This is a genomic window from Citrobacter sp. RHBSTW-00671 (assembly GCF_014103415.1).
Taxonomy (GTDB): Bacteria; Pseudomonadota; Gammaproteobacteria; order Enterobacterales; family Enterobacteriaceae; genus Citrobacter.
Genome location: NZ_JABXPR010000001.1, coordinates 1045311 through 1063010, shown reverse-complemented (window position 1 = coordinate 1063010; position 17700 = coordinate 1045311). Strand labels below are relative to the sequence as shown.

Sequence of the window (17700 nt, the reverse complement as noted above, 5' to 3'; positions counted from 1 at the left end):
AGGGATTAACCTCATATTACAACTGTGTTAAAAACAGCGTCAGGATACTCTATATCCAGTGTCTTTCAAACTTTCGTTTGAAATCTACCGGTTATGGTTTACGCCCGGTCGCTACAATGTACACTTCACGCGAACGGGCGCGAGAAGAGTCCGGCTTACGAACTTTGACCTTCGTAAACAGGGAGCGAATGTCTCTTAGATACTCATCGAAGCCTTCGCCCTGGAACACCTTAACTACAAAACTACCACCTGGCGCTAATACATCACGAGCCATTCCAAGTGCCAGTTCAACCAGATACATGGCCCGGGGAATATCCACCGCCGGTGTTCCACACATATTTGGCGCCATATCAGACATGACAACTTGTACTTTACTGTCACCTACACGCTCAAGTAACGCTTTCAGGACTAATTCATCACGAAAGTCGCCCTGAAGGAAGTCCACACCAACGATTGGATCCATAGGTAAAAGATCGCAAGCGATAATGCGGCCGCTGTTTCCGATCTGCGTAACCGCATATTGCGACCAGCCACCGGGTGCAGCGCCGAGGTCAACAATCGTCATCCCCGGTTTAAAAATTTTGTCACTTTGCTGTATTTCATCAAGTTTAAACCAGGCACGGGAACGTAACCCCTTTTTCTGTGCCTGTTGAACATATTTATCGCTAAAGTGTTCCTGAAGCCAACGACTCGAGCTGGCAGAACGCTTTTTACCTGTCATTTCACTTTCCCATCGGGCAGTTCATCGTAACCAATGGTGTAAATATCTACACAGCTATTTGGCGATATATGGGAGATGGCGGTAGAATGACCCGTTTTCAATCCCAACGTAAGCAAAAATATACGATGAATCTGAGTACTAAACAAAAACAGCACCTGAAAGGTCTGGCACATCCGCTCAAGCCTGTAGTTATGCTTGGCAATAATGGTTTGACCGAAGGGGTACTGGCCGAGATTGAACAAGCGTTAGAGCACCATGAGCTTATCAAGGTGAAAATCGCCTCGGAAGATCGCGATACTAAAACCTTGATCGTGGAAGCTATCGTACGCGAAACCGGCGCCTGCAATGTACAGGTCATCGGCAAAACGCTGGTACTGTATCGCCCGACTAAAGAACGTAAAATCTCGCTGCCACGCTAAGAATATCCCAAAGTTGAACACGAAGTTTGTGTAAAACGCGGGAATTTCCGCTAGCAGGAGAGCAAAATGCCACGCTCTCTTCGTTGATAAAAGGCCGCTATGCGGCCTTTTTCCTTTCTTTACAATACATCAACATCTTACAGATACACTAAATAATTCGAGCACAGCCAACGCGTATGCAGCGTGACGTATGATGCGTGTATTGGGAAATTCTTACAGGTATTCGACCTTCGTCACTTCATACTCAACTTCACCGCCCGGCGTTTTGATAACCACCACGTCATCCTGCTCTTTACCAATCAGGCCGCGAGCAATAGGTGAGTTCACCGAAATCAGGTTTTGTTTAAAATCGGCCTCATCATCACCCACAATGCGCCAGGTCTGCTCTTCATCGTTATCAAGATTCAGAACGGTAACCGTCGCACCGAACACAACGCGGCCGTTATTTGGCATTTTAGTGACGTCAATAACCTGCGCGTTAGACAGTTTGGCTTCAATATCTTTAATGCGACCTTCGCAGAATCCCTGCTGTTCACGAGCCGCGTGATACTCCGCGTTCTCTTTCAGGTCACCGTGTTCACGCGCTTCCGCGATCGCGGCAATAATTTCAGGGCGACGCACAGATTTGAGAAAATCCAGTTCTTCGCGCAGTTTTTCAGCACCACGTAAGGTCATCGGGATAGCTTGCATTTGTTATACCTCTTGAACATTCCTGTAGGGGGTGGTTGTCCTCACCCCGGCTGCTAAGCCCACTCTGGCATACGCCATGCCAGAGTCAGAAGCAAAAAAATACCGACCCGGGGCACGAGGTCCCAGGTCAGCTACAATTCTCTATTTGATGTTCATTTTACCCTGGAGTTCCCTATGGGTCATCGTTTACTTTTTAGGGCGTTGCGCCGTAGTATGACGGCCTGATTCCAGGTTGTTAGCGCGAGATTATGCGATTTCCCAGATTTGCCATTGGATTAACTGCCAGTATAGCGTTCAGCGTTCAGGCTGCGAATGTCGACGAGTACATCAACCAGCTTCCTGCCGGGGCCAACCTCGCCCTTATGGTACAGAAGGTTGGCGCGCCTGCGCCCGCGATTGATTACCATAGCCAGCAGATGGCGCTCCCGGCCAGTACCCAGAAAGTGATCACCGCTCTGGCGGCATTGATTCAACTCGGACCTGATTTCCGTTTCACCACGACGCTTGAGACAAAAGGCAACGTAGAAAATGGGATATTGAAAGGTGACTTAGTTGCGAGATTTGGTGCCGATCCGACGTTAAAACGTCAGGATATTCGCAATATGGTAGCAACTCTGAAAAAATCAGGGGTGACGCAAATTGCCGGAAATGTCCTGATCGACACCTCCATTTTTGCCAGCCATGATAAGGCGCCCGGCTGGCCCTGGAACGACATGACACAGTGTTTTAGTGCGCCGCCAGCAGCGGCGATTGTCGACCGAAATTGCTTCTCTGTATCGCTCTACAGCGCACAAAAAGCCAACGATTTGGCGTATATTCGCGTAGCGTCTTACTACCCGGTGACCATGTTCAGCCAGGTTCGCACCCTCGCACGTGGTTCTGCGGAAGCGCAATATTGTGAACTGGACGTAGTACCCGGCGATTTGAACCGCTTCACGCTGACCGGGTGTCTGCCGCAGCGCGCCGAACCGCTGCCACTGGCGTTTGCTATCCAGGACGGTGCCAGCTATGCCGGAGCCATTCTTAAAGATGAGCTAAAGCAAGCGGGTATTACCTACAGCGGCACGCTGCTGCGTCAAACTCAGGTCAACGAGCCGGGTACCGTAGTCGCCAGCAAACAATCAGCACCGCTGCATGATCTGCTTAAGATTATGCTGAAAAAATCAGACAACATGATTGCCGACACCGTTTTTCGCATGATTGGCCATGCGCGATTTAACGTACCGGGCACCTGGCGGGCAGGTTCAGATGCCGTACGTCAGATCCTGCGTCAGCAGGCAGGCGTCGATATCGGCAACACGATTATTGCCGATGGCTCTGGCCTCTCTCGCCATAACCTGATTGCTCCCGCCACCATGATGCAGGTGCTGCAATACATTGCGCAGCATGACAATGAGCTGAACTTTATCACCATGCTGCCGCTGGCGGGCCACGATGGCTCCCTGCAATACCGTGCGGGCCTGCATCAGGCTGGTGTTGATGGCAAGGTTTCCGCGAAAACAGGCTCACTGCAAGGGGTGTACAACCTCGCGGGGTTCATCACCACCGCCAGTGGGCAACGCATGGCCTTCGTGCAGTATCTGTCTGGCTATGCGGTAGAGCCTGCAGACCAGCGCAACCGCCGTATTCCACTGGTACGCTTCGAGAGTCGGTTGTACAAGGATATTTATCAGAATAACTGAGTGCATTATTGCCGGATGGCGCTTACGCTTATCCGGCTACGAGATTAACGCTTGTAGATGAACTCAACGCCTTCTTCGTCGTCTTCGTCCCAATCGTCATCCCAGTCATCTTCCGCTTCGTCTTCGACTTCAGCGAGCTGCTGACGGTGATAATCATCCCACATGAACTCAACTTTCTCCGGCTGTTTCGCTTCTTCAGCCTGAACGATTGGGTTCTCAATGATAAAGGTCATCACATCCCAGCAAAGATCCTTCACACCCAGCTGGCTGGCGGCAGAGATCAGGTAATATTTACCTTCCCAGCCCAGCGCTTCAGCGATAGCTTTCGCTTTTTCTTCCGCTTCAGCTTTGTCCATCAAATCAATTTTGTTGAACACTAACCAGCGCGGTTTAGACGCCAGATCCTGACTGTATTTTTCCAGTTCGCCAATAATGATACGGGCGTTTTCTACTGGATCGGAACCGTCAATCGGATCGATATCAATGAGATGCAGCAGCACACGGCAACGTTCCAGGTGCTTCAGGAAGCGGATACCAAGACCTGCGCCTTCAGCCGCGCCTTCAATCAGACCCGGGATATCGGCAACCACGAAGCTCTTCTCGTTGTCCATACGCACAACGCCGAGGCTCGGTACCAGCGTGGTGAACGGATAATCCGCCACTTTTGGTTTTGCCGCAGATACCGCGCGGATAAACGTCGATTTACCGGCGTTTGGCATGCCCAGCATACCCACGTCCGCCAGCAGCATCAGCTCCAGCATCAGGTCACGCTTATCACCCGGCGTACCCATCGTTTTCTGACGCGGAGTACGGTTAACCGAGGATTTGAAACGGGTGTTGCCCAGACCGTGCCAGCCGCCTTTAGCGACCATCAGACGCTGACCGTGTTTGGTCATGTCGCCCATCGTTTCGCCCGTACCCTGGTCGATAACGCGTGTCCCTACTGGCACTTTGATGGTAACGTCTTTACCACGCTTGCCGGTGCAATCACGGCTTGCGCCATTCTGACCACGTTCCGCACGGAATGATTTTTCAAAACGGTAATCGATCAGCGTGTTCAGGTTTTCGTCGGCTTCCAGCCAGACGTCACCGCCATCACCACCGTCACCACCGTCCGGACCGCCTTTTGGGATGTATTTTTCGCGGCGGAAGCTGACACAACCGTTACCGCCATCGCCTGCAACGACCAGAATCGATGCTTCATCAACAAACTTCATTTTACTCTCCGTAAATCATTCGCCTGAGCGGGGTTGCGAAACCACCGTTTCATGCTTACGTAAACCGCCCCAAATTCGATGACCAATGGCGGAATACATCGCGCCCGCAACCACGATAAACGCACCGAGATAACCTAAAAGGTTTAGCATCGGTCTGGCGAAGAAATCGGGCCAGGCCAGTGATAATAAATCTGAAAATAACAACGTAAACAGCGGTGTGAGCGTAATTATGGCGCTCACCTGTGCCGCCTGCCAGCGAGCCATTGCTTCCGCAAGGGCACCGTATCCTACCAGCGTATTCAGGCCGCAGAACACGAGGCAGGCAAGCTGCCAGTCGCTGAGTTGCGCTATTACACCGGGTTTAGCCAGCGGCAACAACGCTATCGTACATAAAGTGTACAGTAAAAACAGGATCTGCGGTGATGCCAGGCGGCGCAATAACACCTTTTGCGCGACCCCATAACACACCCAAACCGTCGCGGCACCGACACCAAAGATAACGCCCCAGGTGTAATCGGTCAGCCGGGTAAAAATTTCGATCAGACTGGTATTAAAAAACAACACCAGGCCGCTCAGAAGCATAATAGCGCCAATAATCTGCGTGCCGCGCATCTTCTCCTTCAGGATAAAGACGCTGGCGATCATCATGCCAACCGGTGACAGTTGACCGATAACCTGCGAAGCCGTTGGGCTCAAATATTGTAAAGACGAACTAAACAGAATGAAGTTACCGAACAGTCCACCCGTGGCAATAACCAACAGCACCAGCCAACGCGCTTTGCGAAAAATACGCAATGGAGGGAGCTTTTTTTTAACCGCAAGAATAGCGCCAAGGCCAACGCTTGCCATTAAAAAACGGTAGAACACGACGGTAGGAGGTTCCATCACCTCCAGCACTTGCTTCATCGCTATTGGTAAAGCCCCCCAACAGACAGCTGTCGTGAGCGCTAAAAGAATACCAATACCTGCCTGCTGCTTCATGCCGTATTCCCTGCAAGGGCTCGTTTCCGGGTTATCACGGCGCGACGAGCGTATTTACCGGTCGTCGAATGTAAAAAGCCCCGCAACGTGTTGCGGGGCTTTTATCCGTTACCGGGACGCGAAAAACTTATTCAGCAACAATGCTGATGAATTTACGGTTTTTCGGGCCTTTCACTTCAAATTTCACTTTACCGTCTGCTTTAGCAAACAGAGTGTGGTCTTTGCCGCAACCAACGTTGGAGCCAGCGTGGAATTTAGTACCACGTTGACGAACGATGATGCTACCAGCCAGAACTGTTTCACCGCCGAAGCGTTTTACGCCCAGACGTTTAGCTTCTGAATCGCGACCGTTACGAGTCGAGCCGCCAGCCTTTTTATGTGCCATTTAATCTGCTCCCCTTAACTTAAGCGCTGATGCCAGTGATTTTCACATCAGTGAACCACTGACGATGGCCCTGCTGCTTACGGTAGTGTTTACGACGACGAAACTTAACAATTTTAACTTTCTCGCCACGACCGTGAGCAACGACTTCAGCTTTGATAACGCCGCCATCAACGAAAGGAACGCCGATTTTGACTTCTTCACCGTTTGCGATCATCAGAACTTCAGCGAACTCAATAGATTCGCCAGTTGCGATGTCCAGCTTTTCCAGGCGAACGGTCTGACCTTCGCTTACTCGGTGTTGTTTACCACCACTTTGGAAAACCGCGTACATAAAAAACTCCGCTTCCGCGCACACCTTTTTGATGATTCAGAGTGCGCTATAAATATTCACAATAGGGCGCGAATATTACGCAAAACGCGAGCCTTTGACAAGTGCTACCGTCAATACATGAAGAAAAAAAACACAACATGTACGGTAACGTTTATCTGCGGCGTTTTTTCAGTACAATCAGCATATATTTCTAACCCTAAACCCGACGTTACCTTCTCATACAGTAAGGTAATCGGGGCGAGAAGCCCGGCTTTTGCGATGAATTTAGAAAAAATCAATGAGTTAACCGCGCAAGATATGGCGGGGGTCAATGCGACAATCCTTGAACAGCTCAATTCCGACGTCCAGTTGATCAATCAACTGGGGTACTACATCGTGAGCGGCGGCGGAAAACGCATTCGCCCAATGATCGCTGTACTCGCGGCGCGCGCCGTTGGTTATCAGGAAAATGCCCACGTCACGATCGCTGCCTTAATCGAGTTTATCCACACCGCAACCCTGCTTCATGACGATGTAGTGGATGAATCCGATATGCGCCGTGGGAAAGCCACAGCAAACGCAGCGTTTGGTAATGCTGCCAGCGTTCTGGTCGGCGATTTTATCTATACCCGCGCCTTTCAGATGATGACCAGCCTCGGCTCCCTGAAAGTGCTGGAAGTGATGTCTAAAGCGGTCAACGTTATTGCTGAAGGCGAAGTCCTGCAGTTAATGAACGTCAACGACCCGGATATCACCGAAGAAAACTATATGCGTGTTATCTACAGCAAGACGGCTCGTCTGTTTGAAGCCGCGGCCCAATGTTCAGGTATCCTTGCAGGTTGTAGCGATGAGCAAGAGAAAGGCCTGCAGGATTATGGCCGCTACCTCGGAACGGCTTTCCAGCTTATCGACGATTTACTGGATTACAGCGCAGATGGCGAGCAGTTGGGTAAAAACGTGGGTGATGACCTCAACGAAGGTAAACCTACGCTACCGTTGCTGCATGCGATGCGCCACGGCACTCCTGAGCAGGCGCAAATGATTCGCCAGGCGATTGAGCAAGGTAATGGCCGCCACCTTCTGGAGCCGGTTCTGGAAGCGATGAACGCTTGCGGGTCACTGGAATGGACCCGTCAACGCGCCGAAGAAGAAGCTGATAAAGCCATCGCGGCGCTTCAGGTGCTTCCAGATACTCCGTGGAAAGAAGCCCTGATTGGCCTGGCGCATATCGCCGTACAGCGCGACCGTTAATTTCCCTCGTCTCGCTTCCCAGCATCCCGTGTAGCACACGGGGTGTTCTTATAAGCTCCCAAAAAGCCACAAAAACAATCAAATCACTTGTATAACCTTGGCATATTCTGAATATACAAGCTCTTTACGAGAACATTTTAGAACATTCGTTCTCGAGGCGTATAGTAACTCCACAGGCTGATTGTGAAACCGTAACTGGTTAACCAAAGGAGATGTGGAACTATGGAAAGCAAATTCATTGACTGGCATCCGGCTGACATCATCGCGGGGCTACGTAAGAAAGGCACGTCAATGGCCGCAGAGTCACGTAAGAATGGCTTGAGTTCATCAACGCTGGCAAATGCGTTAACCCGACCGTGGCCGAAAGGTGAATTGATTATCGCGAAAGCACTGGGAACAGACCCGTGGGTAATTTGGCCGTCACGCTACCATGACGCCAGGACGCATGAATTCATCGACAGAACGCGGATGATGAGAGTACGGAAAGAAAAAAAGAGTCTTGAGTAGCGGTAAAACAGCAACCCCCGGATCAACGATCCTGGGGGTTACAACACGCGTTGGCGATTACTCGCCTTTAATGCGCTCAATGTTTGCGCCCAGCGCACGCAATTTATCCTCGATGCGCTCATAGCCGCGATCGATGTGATAAATACGGTCAACGACCGTTGTGCCTTCAGCGATACATCCCGCTAACACCAAACTTGCGGATGCACGCAGATCGGTCGCCATAACCTGTGCGCCAGAGAGCGTTTCCACACCGTGACAAATCACGGTATTGCTTTCGATTTCTGCGTGAGCCCCCATACGGCTCAGCTCAGGCACGTGCATAAAGCGGTTCTCAAACACGGTTTCCGTGATGAAGCCCGTCCCTTCTGCCACTAGGTTCAGCAGCGTGAACTGGGCCTGCATATCGGTCGGGAACGCCGGGTGCGGCGCAGTGCGAACATTGACCGCTTTCGGACGTTTGCCGTGCATGTCGAGGCTAATCCAGTCTTCACCGACTTCGATATCCGCACCGGCATCACGCAGCTTCGCCAGAACAGCATCCAGTGTGTCTGGTTGCGCATTACGGCAGATAATTTTGCCGCGAGAAATCGCCGCCGCCACCAGGAACGTCCCGGTTTCGATACGGTCTGGCAGAACACGATAGACACCGCCGCCGAGGCGCTCAACGCCTTCGATGGTAATACGATCGGTACCCTGCCCCGTGATTTTTGCGCCCAGCGCAATCAGGAAGTTCGCGGTATCCACAATTTCCGGTTCACGGGCGGCGTTTTCGATGATGGTGGTACCTTCTGCAAGCGTTGCCGCGCACATAATGGTTACCGTTGCACCGACACTCACTTTGTCCATGACAATGTGCGCGCCTTTCAGACGTCCTTCAACGGACGCCTTCACATAGCCTTCTTCCAGCTTGATGGTGGCACCTAACTGCTCCAGACCGGTAATATGCAGGTCAACCGGGCGCGCGCCGATAGTACAGCCGCCCGGCAGAGAAACCTGACCCTGACCAAAACGAGCGACCAGTGGCCCCAATGCCCAGATAGACGCACGCATGGTTTTCACCAGATCGTACGGCGCACAGAAGACGTTAACGTCACGCGCATCAATGTGCACAGACCCATTACGCTCTACTTTCGCCCCCAACTGGCTCAGCAGTTTCATGGAAGTATCTACGTCCTTCAGTTTTGGGACGTTTTGAATTTCTACAGGTTCTTCAGCCAGCAGCGCCGCAAAAAGGATCGGCAGTGCGGCGTTTTTAGCGCCTGAAATAGTGACTTCGCCCTGGAGCTTGGTTGGCCCCTGAACACGGAATTTATCCATTATTCTGTTCTCTGTTAAGAATTCATCTTCGCTACCGGCATATCACCCGTAGCTCAAAAACCGTTAAGTTTGCGATCGCGCGCCCATTCCGCTGGGGTAAACGCTTTAATCGACACAGCATGAATGCGGTTATCCGCAATATACTCCATCAATGGGCCATAGACCGATTGCTGCTTCTTGACCCGGCTCATGCCGTCAAACATCTCACCCACGGCAATAACCTGAAAGTGACTGCCGTCACCAGAAACGTGGACTTCCTGGAGGGAGAGTGCGTTCATCAGCACGCTCTGAATTTCATTATTTTCCATGGGCTCTTCATTTGTCAGATAGTGAAAACAGCCCAACATCTTAGAGCAAAGTGGCGCTGTCATAAATAAGCAAAAAGCCTCGCTGATAAATCAGACAAGGCTTTGGCGGCAGATCCCCCGCAGGGGTTTTGCCGGATGGCGGCACAAAGCCTTATCCGGCCTGGAAAAATTAACGCGGAAGGACGTCGTCAGGCAAATTGTAAAGCTGTGCCAGGGTATAAACCTTATCGTTAACACCGGTAAGCGAAACGCGATTCCCCTGTTGCTTGCCCTGGTCAACCAGATGCAACAACAATGCCAGACCACCGGTATCAACCCGGGAAACCTGGCTCAGATCGATGCAGGTTACCCCTTTCATCGCCTCAACGCGTGCATCCCATAACGGATTTAACACGTCCTGATCCAGCTCTCCCGCGAGCATCAGCTTGTCACCTTCACGCGTCCAGGTGAGTGACTGCGTCATTATTTCTTCTCTTCCAGGGTGATTTTCTGCTGAGAGATAGATTTCAGCTGTGCCGTCAGACCATCGATACCTTTCGTGCGCAGCAGGTCGCTCCACTCATTCTGTTTGGTGGTGATCATACTTACGCCTTCGGCAATCATGTCATATGCCTGCCAGTTACCGGTCTGGGAGTTTTTACGCCACTGGAAATCCAGACGTACTGGCGGACGGCCGTTTGGATCGATAATGGTTACGCGGATAGGAACGATGGTCGCATCACCCAGCGGCTGTTCAGGGGCAATCTGATAGGTCTGACCGTGGTACATCGCCAGCGCCTGACCGTAAGCCTGCTTCAGATATTCGCGGAATGCGGCAAAATAGGCGTCACGCTGGGCCGGTGTCGCATCTTTGTAGTAACGGCCCAGCACCAGCGCACCGGCATACTTAACCTGCACATATGGCAGCAGTTCCTGATCAACCACCTGACGCAGATAATCCGGGTTAGAACGGATCTTCGGCTGTTCGTTTTTCAGACGATCGAACGTTTTCTGCGCCGCCTCATTCATCAGTTTATACGGGTTCGTCTGGTCCGCTGCGGTTGCCACGCTAAGTGGGGCAATGACCAGCATAGCCACCATCATCAATCGTTTAAACATACGTCGATTCTCCTGAGATTATTTCGTTGCGCCCGCAGGCGTAGTGGCTTCATTATTGCCTTCAGTTGCGGCTGGCGCATCGCCAGAATTCTTATTGTCATCACCTTTACTGTTACTGTTGTAGAGGAATTGACCAATCATATCTTCCAGCACCATCGCGGATTTCGTGTCCTGAATCGTACTACCATCTTTGAGGATAGACGTTCCCAGCTCAGGATCTTCAAACCCCACGTTTAATGCCAGATACTGCTCACCCAGCAGACCAGAGGTACGGATGCTCAGCGAGCTGGTGTCCGGGATATGGTTAAAGCGCGATTCGATGTCCAGCGTTACGCGTGGCAGGTACGTTTTGGGATCTAACGAGATATCCGAAACTCGCCCCACAACAACCCCACCAATCCGCACGGGAGAGCGCTCTCTCAGACCGCCGATATTATCAAAGGTCGCATAAACCGTGTAGGTTGGTTCAGTACGCATGGAGGTCACATTAGCCGCTTTCAGGCAGACAAATAGCGCCGCCAGCAGCGCAACCAGCAGGAATACCCCAACCCAAATTTCATTTTTTTTCGTTTGCATGAACTCAATTCCCAAACATCAGTGCGGTCAGCACAAAATCCAGCCCCAGAACGGCAAGAGATGCGTGCACAACGGTGCGTGTTGTAGCCCGGCTAATTCCGGCGGAGGTCGGAATCGCATCATAGCCATTGAACAATGCAATCCATGTGACCGTAATGGCGAACACCACGCTCTTAATCAAACAGTTGACCAGATCCAGACGCCAGTCGACGGCATTTTGCATAGCCGACCAGAAAAAGCCGGCATCAATCCCCTTCCAGCTAACGCCGACCAGCGAACCACCCCAAATCCCAACCGCGACAAAAATAATCGTCAGCAGCGGCAATGAAATGACACCCGCCCAAAAACGCGGAGAGACCACGCGACGCAGAGGATCAACCGCCATCATTTCCAGGCTGGAAAGCTGCTCGGTTGCCCGCATCAGGCCGATTTCCGCGGTTAACGCCGATCCGGCTCGTCCGGCGAACAGCAGCGCCGCAACAACCGGCCCCAGTTCTCGCAGCAAAGACAGCGCCACCAGCATACCGAGACTGGTTTCTGCGCTGTAGGTTGTCAGGACCAGGTATCCCTGCAATCCCAGCACCATCCCGATGAACACGCCAGAAACGATAATGATCAGCATCGACAGGACACCGACATTATAGAGCTGGCGGATCAGCAGCGGCGCATGTTTGCGAAACTCCGGCTTGCCGACTACCGCATTGAACAACATTAATCCGGCTCGCCCGAACGTCCTGAGGGTTTTTATCCCTCGATGTCCGAGTGATGCCAGCGCATTTAACAACATGGGTGGCTTAACTCCCTGTTTTGAGTAAATCGGTGTAGTAATCGCCCGCCGGGTAGCGGAACGGAACCGGCCCATCGGCAATACCATCGAGGAACTGACGCACGCGCGGATCGGCATTTTCTTGTAGTGCCTGAGCACTACCGTAGGCCACTATCTTTTTGTCCGCCATAATATAGGCGTAATCCGCAATACTCAGTACCTCTGGCACATCGTGAGAGACCACCACGCAGGTGACGCCCAGCGCGTTGTTCAGCTCTGAAATCAGCTTCACCAGCACGCCCATGGTGATGGGGTCCTGACCGACGAACGGTTCATCAAACATAATGAGATCTGGCTCCAGCGCAATGGCGCGTGCTAATGCCGCACGTCGCGCCATCCCACCGGATAATTCAGAAGGCATGAGTTTTGCCGCACCGCGCAGGCCGACAGCTTCCAGTTTCATCATCACCGTGCTCTTGAGCAACGCCTTGGGCAGCGTCGTATGCTCACGCAGTGGATAAGCGACGTTGTCAAACACGTTCATGTCGGTAAACAGCGCCCCGGACTGAAACAGCATACTCATGCGCTTACGCACGGTGTACAAACGCGAACGAGACATGGCTGGGACGTTTTCGCCGTCAAACAGGATTTCACCCTTATCTGGCGGGATCTGCCCGCCAATCAGACGTAACAGCGTCGTTTTGCCAATGCCTGATGGCCCCATGATCGCCGTCACTTTACCGCGCGGCACCGTCAGGGAAATATTATCAAAGATGCAGCGGTCACCTCGGGAAAAGCTGACATCGCGCATATCGACTAGATTCGCCACAGACTGACCCATTGATTCATCCTTTACTATTGCCCCGTTGATCGAAGAGTTGGCGCTCAATTTAGCCCTGAACTCGACATATTTACAGATTATTGCCTGTCCTGGTTAGCGAAAGCTGGCATTTGTTTTACTTTTTAGCCGCATAAAGTCAAAATTAAGAATTCGTTACGGCTTCCAGAAGATCCTTCACGTGGACCGGCGAGTATACCTGAAGAAAGGACTTTAGATGCTTTTAGCGACGGCACTGTTAATAATTGGTTTACTTCTGGTGGTCTACGGTGCCGACCGTCTGGTATTTGCTGCATCCATTTTATGCCGCACCTTCGGTATCCCCCCCATCATTATTGGAATGACGGTCGTTAGCATCGGCACATCCCTACCTGAGATTATTGTCTCTGTTGCGGCATCAATGAATGGGCAGCTCGATTTAGCCGTCGGTACCGCCATCGGCTCCAACATCACCAATATTCTGCTTATTTTAGGCCTGTCAGCACTCATTCATCCTTTTACCGTGCATTCCGATGTTCTGCGTCGTGAATTACCGTTAATGTTGCTGGTCAGCATTTTGGCCGCGTCCGTACTGTATGACGGTCAGTTAAGCCGCAGTGATGGCCTGTTTCTTCTGCTTCTGGCCGTGCTATGGCTGCTATTCATTGTTAAAATCGCCCGTCTGGCAGAACGCCAGGGCAATGACAGCCTGACCCGGGAGCAAGTTGCGGAACTGCCTCGCGAAGGCGGATTGCCTGTCGCATTTTTATGGTTGGGGGTAGCGCTGATCATTATGCCAATGGCAACGCGTATGGTGGTTGATAACGCCACTGTACTGGCAAATTACTTTGCCATGAGCGAGCTTACTATCGGTTTGACGGTGGTCGCCATTGGTACCAGCCTGCCTGAACTGGCAACCGCCATTGCAGGCTTACGTAAAGGTGAAAACGATATTGCCGTCGGTAACATCATCGGCGCGAACATTTTTAATATTGTTATCGTTCTTGGGTTACCTGCACTGATTACACCGGGCGAGGTCAACCCGATGGCCTTCATCCGTGACTATAGCGTCATGCTGCTGGTGAGCGTTATTTTTGCATTACTCTGCTGGCGACGTCCGCGCCAGATTGGTCGTGGCGCGGGGGCGCTTCTGACCAGCGGTTTTATCATATGGCTGGCGATGCTGTATTGGTTATCGCCACTTCTCGTTGGATAACTGGAAACGCATTATGTCGCACTTAGAGTTGCAACCGGGTTTTGACTTTCAGCAAGCAGGCAAGGAAGTCCTGACAATTGAACGTGAAGGCCTGGCGGAGCTTGATCAGTACATCAACCAGAACTTTACCCTCGCCTGTGAAAAGATTTTCAGTTGCCCGGGCAAAGTCGTGGTGATGGGAATGGGAAAATCAGGGCATATCGGGCGCAAAATGGCCGCCACGTTTGCCAGTACCGGCACGCCCTCATTTTTTGTGCATCCTGGCGAAGCCGCACACGGCGATCTGGGTATGGTCTCGCCGCAGGATGTGGTCATTGCCATCTCTAACTCCGGTGAATCTAATGAGATTGCAGCGTTAATTCCGGTGTTAAAACGCCTGCATGTCCCCCTTATTTGCATGACGGGTCGTCCGGAAAGCAGTATGGCGCGTGCAGCAGATGTCCATCTGTGTGTTAAAGTGCCCAAAGAAGCCTGCCCATTAGGTCTGGCACCGACCAGCAGCACGACCGCAACGCTGGTCATGGGTGATGCGCTTGCCGTTGCGTTACTAAAAGCACGCGGCTTCACTGCAGAAGATTTTGCGTTATCGCATCCAGGTGGCGCACTGGGGCGTAAGCTTTTGTTGCGCGTTAACGATATTATGCATACGGGAGACGAAATCCCGCATGTGACTAAAAGCGCCAGCCTGCGTGACGCCTTACTGGAGATCACGCGGAAAAACCTCGGCATGACCGTCATTTGCGATGACGCGATGAAGATTGACGGCATCTTTACGGATGGCGATTTACGTCGTGTCTTCGATATGGGCGTTGATGTACGCCAGTTAGGCATTGCCGATGTGATGACCCCTGGAGGCATTCGCGTGCGTCCAGGGATTCTTGCCGTTGATGCCCTGAACTTAATGCAGTCCCGCCATATCACCTCGGTAATGGTTGCTGATGGCGACCAATTACTGGGTGTGTTACATATGCATGATCTGCTGCGTGCAGGTGTAGTGTAAGAAACTCAAGGATAAAGAAAATGAGTAAAGCAGGTGCGTCGCTTGCGACCTGTTATGGACCCGTCAGTACTGATGTCATCACCAGGGCAGAAAACATCCGTCTGCTGATCCTTGATGTGGATGGCGTACTGTCTGATGGTCTGATTTATATGGGCAACAACGGTGAAGAGCTGAAGGCGTTTAACGTCCGCGATGGCTACGGAATCCGCTGCGCGCTCACTTCCGGTATTGAGGTTGCCATTATTACCGGACGAAAGGCTAAACTTGTAGAAGATCGCTGTGCCACATTAGGGATCACACATCTGTATCAGGGGCAGTCGGACAAACTGGTTGCCTTTGGCGATCTGCTTAGCAAACTGGCGATCGCGCCTGAGAATGTGGCGTATGTTGGCGATGATCTGATCGACTGGCCGGTGATGGCAAAAGTGGGATTAAGCGTAGCGGTAGCGGATGCTCATCCGTTGCTGATCCCGCGGGCCGATTACGTCACCCGCATTGACGGGGGACGCGGCGCAGTGCGCGAAGTCTGCGACTTATTACTCCTGGCGCAGGGCAAACTGGATGAGGCCAAAGGGCAATCGATATGAGCAAAACCAGACGTTGGGTTATCATTCTACTGTCGCTGGCTGTCCTTGTGATGATTGGTATTAACCTGACAGACAAAGACGACACAGCCCAGGTTGTCGTTAATAACAACGAGCCAACCTATAAGAGCGAGCATACCGACACCGTCGTGTACAGCCCTGAGGGCGCGCTGAGCTATCATTTGATCGCGCAACACGTTGAATATTATTCAGATCAAGCAGTTTCGTGGTTCACCCAACCGGTGTTAACCACGTTTGATAAGGACAAAGTACCGACCTGGTCGATCAAGGCCGATAAGGCCAAGTTGACCAACGATCGGATGCTGTACCTGTATGGCCATGTTGAGGTTAACGCGCTGGTGCCTGACTCTCAACTACGCAGAATTACTACCGATAACGCGCAGATCAACCTTGTGACGCAAGATGTCACTTCCGATGATCTGGTCACGTTGTATGGAACAACATTTAACTCCAGCGGACTGAAGATGCGCGGCAACTTACGCAGCAAGAACGCCGAGCTGATTGAAAAGGTTAGAACCTCATATGAAATCCAAAACAAACAAACTCAGCCTTAATCTTGTGCTTGCCAGCTCACTTCTGGCCGCCAGCATTCCGGCATTCGCCGTCACTGGCGATACCGAGCAGCCGATCCACATTGAATCGGACCAGCAGTCTCTGGATATGCAGGGCAACGTGGTGACGTTTACCGGCAATGTCATCGTGACTCAGGGCACGATCAAAATTAATGCCGATAAAGTCGTCGTCACGCGTCCGGGCGGTGAAGACGGTAAAGAAGTGATTGACGGTTATGGCAATCCGGCAACCTTTTACCAGATGCAGGACAATGGTAAACCGGTTAAAGGCCACGCCTCACAGATGCACTATGAGCTGGCAAAAGATTTCGTCATCCTTACCGGTAAGGCGTATCTGGAACAGCTCGATAGCAACATCACGGGCGATAAGATCACCTATCTGGTAAAAGAACAGAAAATGCAGGCCTTCAGTGAGAAAGGCAAACGCGTCACCACCGTTCTGGTTCCGTCGCAATTGCAGGACAAAAACAAGACCAAGGCTCCGGCAGAGAAAAAAGGTAACTGATTCGTTATGGCAACATTAACTGCAAAGAATCTTGCAAAAGCCTACAAAGGCCGTCGTGTGGTGGAAGATGTCAGCCTGACCGTCAACTCCGGGGAGATCGTCGGTCTGCTCGGTCCTAACGGTGCGGGCAAAACAACAACCTTTTACATGGTGGTCGGCATTGTGCCGCGCGATGCTGGCAACATTATCATTGATGACGAAGATATCAGTCTGTTACCCCTGCATGCACGTGCCCGTCGCGGTATCGGCTACTTACCGCAGGAAGCCTCTATTTTTCGTCGCCTGAGCGTATTTGATAACCTGATGGCGGTACTGCAAATTCGTGACGATCTTTCCAGCGAGCAGCGTGAAGATCGCGCCAATGAGCTGATGGAAGAATTCCATATCGAACATCTGCGTGACAGCCTTGGACAGGCACTCTCCGGTGGGGAACGTCGCCGTGTGGAGATCGCCCGTGCGCTGGCCGCTAATCCAAAATTTATCCTGTTGGATGAACCCTTTGCCGGTGTTGACCCGATTTCCGTCATTGATATCAAACGTATTATTGAACACCTGCGCGACAGCGGGCTTGGCGTGCTGATTACCGACCATAACGTGCGCGAAACGCTGGCTGTCTGTGAGCGCGCCTACATTGTGAGCCAGGGACACCTGATCGCACACGGTACGCCGACAGAAATCCTGCAGGACGAGCACGTTAAACGCGTATACCTTGGGGAAGACTTCAGACTCTGATAGGGTAGTAGACTTCACGTCACCG

23 protein-coding genes are annotated in these 17700 nt (G+C 51.8%); 10 read left to right on the top strand and 13 right to left on the bottom strand.

Annotated features, from left to right (window positions below; all coding sequences use genetic code 11):
- Positions 1-91 precede the first annotated feature (91 nt).
- A complete protein-coding gene (rlmE, locus tag HV261_RS05170; protein WP_137382431.1) occupies positions 92-721 on the bottom strand; it encodes a 23S rRNA (uridine(2552)-2'-O)-methyltransferase RlmE in 630 nt (209 codons plus the stop codon).
- Positions 722-846: 125 nt separating this feature from the next.
- Between rlmE and yhbY the strand changes: the two genes are divergently transcribed.
- Complete coding sequence (gene yhbY, locus HV261_RS05165) at positions 847-1140, top strand: ribosome assembly RNA-binding protein YhbY (protein WP_003025016.1); 294 nt, start codon at positions 847-849, stop codon at positions 1138-1140.
- Between the two features lie 213 nt (positions 1141-1353).
- On the opposite strand, the gene greA is transcribed toward yhbY, so the two are convergent.
- Positions 1354-1830 carry a transcription elongation factor GreA gene (gene greA / locus HV261_RS05160; protein ID WP_003025019.1) on the bottom strand — a complete coding sequence of 159 codons (477 nt, stop codon included), beginning with the start codon at positions 1828-1830 and terminating at the stop codon, positions 1354-1356.
- Positions 1831-2078: 248 nt separating this feature from the next.
- Between greA and dacB the strand changes: the two genes are divergently transcribed.
- The gene (gene dacB / locus HV261_RS05155; RefSeq protein ID WP_202037633.1) at positions 2079-3512 is read left to right on the top strand and encodes a serine-type D-Ala-D-Ala carboxypeptidase; all 1434 of its coding nucleotides are present in this window, start codon (positions 2079-2081) and stop codon (positions 3510-3512) included.
- A gap of 44 nt (positions 3513-3556) precedes the next feature.
- Here dacB and cgtA read toward each other — a convergent pair whose 3' ends face one another.
- The 4 genes from cgtA to rplU form a co-directional block, all read right to left on the bottom strand.
- Positions 3557-4729, bottom strand: a complete 1173-nt coding sequence (cgtA, locus tag HV261_RS05150; RefSeq protein ID WP_003828732.1) for an Obg family GTPase CgtA — start codon at positions 4727-4729, stop codon at positions 3557-3559.
- Between the two features lie 15 nt (positions 4730-4744).
- On the bottom strand, positions 4745-5710 hold the full coding sequence (locus HV261_RS05145) for a DMT family transporter (RefSeq protein WP_202037632.1): 966 nt from the start codon (positions 5708-5710) through the stop codon (positions 4745-4747).
- A 127-nt stretch (positions 5711-5837) separates the two neighbouring features.
- The gene (rpmA, locus tag HV261_RS05140; protein ID WP_003025030.1) at positions 5838-6095 is read right to left on the bottom strand and encodes a 50S ribosomal protein L27; all 258 of its coding nucleotides are present in this window, start codon (positions 6093-6095) and stop codon (positions 5838-5840) included.
- 19 nt (positions 6096-6114) lie between these two features.
- On the bottom strand, positions 6115-6426 hold the full coding sequence (gene rplU / locus HV261_RS05135) for a 50S ribosomal protein L21 (protein ID WP_042325074.1): 312 nt from the start codon (positions 6424-6426) through the stop codon (positions 6115-6117).
- Between the two features lie 258 nt (positions 6427-6684).
- Between rplU and ispB the strand changes: the two genes are divergently transcribed.
- Positions 6685-7656 carry an octaprenyl diphosphate synthase gene (gene ispB, locus HV261_RS05130; RefSeq protein ID WP_048213414.1) on the top strand — a complete coding sequence of 324 codons (972 nt, stop codon included), beginning with the start codon at positions 6685-6687 and terminating at the stop codon, positions 7654-7656.
- A 222-nt stretch (positions 7657-7878) separates the two neighbouring features.
- Positions 7879-8163 carry a DNA-binding transcriptional regulator SfsB gene (gene sfsB, locus HV261_RS05125; RefSeq protein WP_137382433.1) on the top strand — a complete coding sequence of 95 codons (285 nt, stop codon included), beginning with the start codon at positions 7879-7881 and terminating at the stop codon, positions 8161-8163.
- A gap of 57 nt (positions 8164-8220) precedes the next feature.
- Here the strand turns inward: sfsB and murA are convergent, their stop codons facing one another.
- The 7 genes from murA to mlaF all read right to left on the bottom strand — a co-directional run bounded on the left by murA (position 8221) and on the right by mlaF (position 13069).
- Positions 8221-9480, bottom strand: coding sequence for a UDP-N-acetylglucosamine 1-carboxyvinyltransferase (gene murA, locus HV261_RS05120; protein ID WP_040234132.1), 1260 nt, complete (start codon positions 9478-9480; stop codon positions 8221-8223).
- 53 nt (positions 9481-9533) lie between these two features.
- Positions 9534-9788, bottom strand: a complete 255-nt coding sequence (gene ibaG, locus HV261_RS05115; protein WP_005121314.1) for a BolA family iron metabolism protein IbaG — start codon at positions 9786-9788, stop codon at positions 9534-9536.
- Positions 9789-9957: 169 nt separating this feature from the next.
- The gene (gene mlaB, locus HV261_RS05110) at positions 9958-10251 is read right to left on the bottom strand and encodes a lipid asymmetry maintenance protein MlaB (RefSeq protein ID WP_137382434.1); all 294 of its coding nucleotides are present in this window, start codon (positions 10249-10251) and stop codon (positions 9958-9960) included.
- A complete protein-coding gene (gene mlaC, locus HV261_RS05105) occupies positions 10251-10886 on the bottom strand; it encodes a phospholipid-binding protein MlaC (protein WP_040234134.1) in 636 nt (211 codons plus the stop codon). The genes mlaB and mlaC overlap by 1 nt, the downstream gene beginning before the upstream one ends.
- A gap of 18 nt (positions 10887-10904) precedes the next feature.
- On the bottom strand, positions 10905-11462 hold the full coding sequence (gene mlaD, locus HV261_RS05100; protein WP_048213507.1) for an outer membrane lipid asymmetry maintenance protein MlaD: 558 nt from the start codon (positions 11460-11462) through the stop codon (positions 10905-10907).
- A gap of 4 nt (positions 11463-11466) precedes the next feature.
- The gene (gene mlaE / locus HV261_RS05095) at positions 11467-12249 is read right to left on the bottom strand and encodes a lipid asymmetry maintenance ABC transporter permease subunit MlaE (protein WP_048213419.1); all 783 of its coding nucleotides are present in this window, start codon (positions 12247-12249) and stop codon (positions 11467-11469) included.
- A 7-nt stretch (positions 12250-12256) separates the two neighbouring features.
- Complete coding sequence (mlaF, locus tag HV261_RS05090; protein ID WP_202037631.1) at positions 12257-13069, bottom strand: phospholipid ABC transporter ATP-binding protein MlaF; 813 nt, start codon at positions 13067-13069, stop codon at positions 12257-12259.
- Between the two features lie 214 nt (positions 13070-13283).
- Between mlaF and HV261_RS05085 the strand changes: the two genes are divergently transcribed.
- From HV261_RS05085 to lptB, 6 genes are read left to right on the top strand one after another with little or no spacing between them, the layout of a single operon-like run.
- Positions 13284-14261 (top strand): calcium/sodium antiporter, encoded by a 978-nt coding sequence (locus HV261_RS05085; RefSeq protein ID WP_137382435.1) that lies wholly within the window; start codon positions 13284-13286, stop codon positions 14259-14261.
- Positions 14262-14274: 13 nt separating this feature from the next.
- Positions 14275-15261, top strand: a complete 987-nt coding sequence (gene kdsD, locus HV261_RS05080; RefSeq protein WP_048213422.1) for an arabinose-5-phosphate isomerase KdsD — start codon at positions 14275-14277, stop codon at positions 15259-15261.
- Between the two features lie 20 nt (positions 15262-15281).
- A complete protein-coding gene (gene kdsC / locus HV261_RS05075; RefSeq protein WP_005121322.1) occupies positions 15282-15848 on the top strand; it encodes a 3-deoxy-manno-octulosonate-8-phosphatase KdsC in 567 nt (188 codons plus the stop codon).
- Positions 15845-16420: an LPS export ABC transporter periplasmic protein LptC gene (gene lptC / locus HV261_RS05070; RefSeq protein WP_202037630.1), complete on the top strand. Its 576-nt coding sequence runs from the start codon at positions 15845-15847 to the stop codon at positions 16418-16420. The genes kdsC and lptC overlap by 4 nt, the downstream gene beginning before the upstream one ends.
- Positions 16389-16943, top strand: coding sequence for a lipopolysaccharide ABC transporter substrate-binding protein LptA (lptA, locus tag HV261_RS05065; RefSeq protein WP_202037629.1), 555 nt, complete (start codon positions 16389-16391; stop codon positions 16941-16943). Before lptC ends, lptA begins: the two co-directional genes overlap by 32 nt.
- A gap of 6 nt (positions 16944-16949) precedes the next feature.
- Positions 16950-17675 (top strand): LPS export ABC transporter ATP-binding protein, encoded by a 726-nt coding sequence (lptB, locus tag HV261_RS05060; protein ID WP_048213425.1) that lies wholly within the window; start codon positions 16950-16952, stop codon positions 17673-17675.
- The last annotated feature ends 25 nt before the right edge of the window (positions 17676-17700 follow it).